Genomic DNA, 701 nt, shown 5'->3' with positions numbered 1-701 from the left:
GTTGATGCACTTTGTGAATTCGATGCACTTGTAGGATCCGTAACAGTCACTTTTTGACCATTAAAGAAGTTTGTCCCACCTGTCACAGATGTAGAGTATGGGTTAAATGTAAAAGAAGTGTCTCCACTAGAATTGATAGGAACTGTCCAAGTTGTGGTTAAACCATATCCTTGTTTAGCTTGGGCTCCATTCATTTGGTAGCCGTTTGCCCAAGTATATCCACTACCCTGTTTGTTTATATTAGTTGTGTTTGCTCTTGGATTACTAACTTGAGCACCTGTTGAATCGGTAATATAACTTGTCGCTGTTGAAGGTGTTCCATATGCACTACCTAGTGTAAACATCGTTTGATTAGTTGTTCCTGTGTTGTATATTGCGTAACTATTAGACAATGCTGTAGGTCTTTCAACCGTCGTAGTAGCAGGATTATCATAAGTAACTGTATACGTAAAAGTCATAGACGTTCCATTATTTACAGTTGTTAATTTATAATAAATTGGAATATTATAATTTGTATCAGTCCCTGCACCTGTATAAGTATTTGTAGTTGAAGTTGCTGCTGCTGCTGCGAATGTTGTTGTTGCCAATCTACTAAATGTTCTTAAATTAATTGCTGAGGTACTATTTGATGAAGAATTACTATCATTAGTAGCAACTGTTGAACCAAAATCTGTACTTGCAGCACTGTCTTTGCTTTCTGT

General features: G+C 36.7%; 1 pseudogene. It reads right to left on the bottom strand.

The window, feature by feature from the left end:
• Positions 1–701, bottom strand: a pseudogene (locus HMPREF3241_RS12950) (hypothetical protein); the annotation flags it as partial.

Origin of the sequence: Staphylococcus sp. HMSC34G04 (assembly GCF_001838765.1) — a bacterium.
In the GTDB taxonomy this organism is placed as follows: domain Bacteria; phylum Bacillota; class Bacilli; order Staphylococcales; family Staphylococcaceae; genus Staphylococcus; species Staphylococcus epidermidis.
The sequence above is the reverse complement of the archived record's forward strand: the minus strand, read 5'-3'. Positions and strand labels throughout refer to the sequence as shown.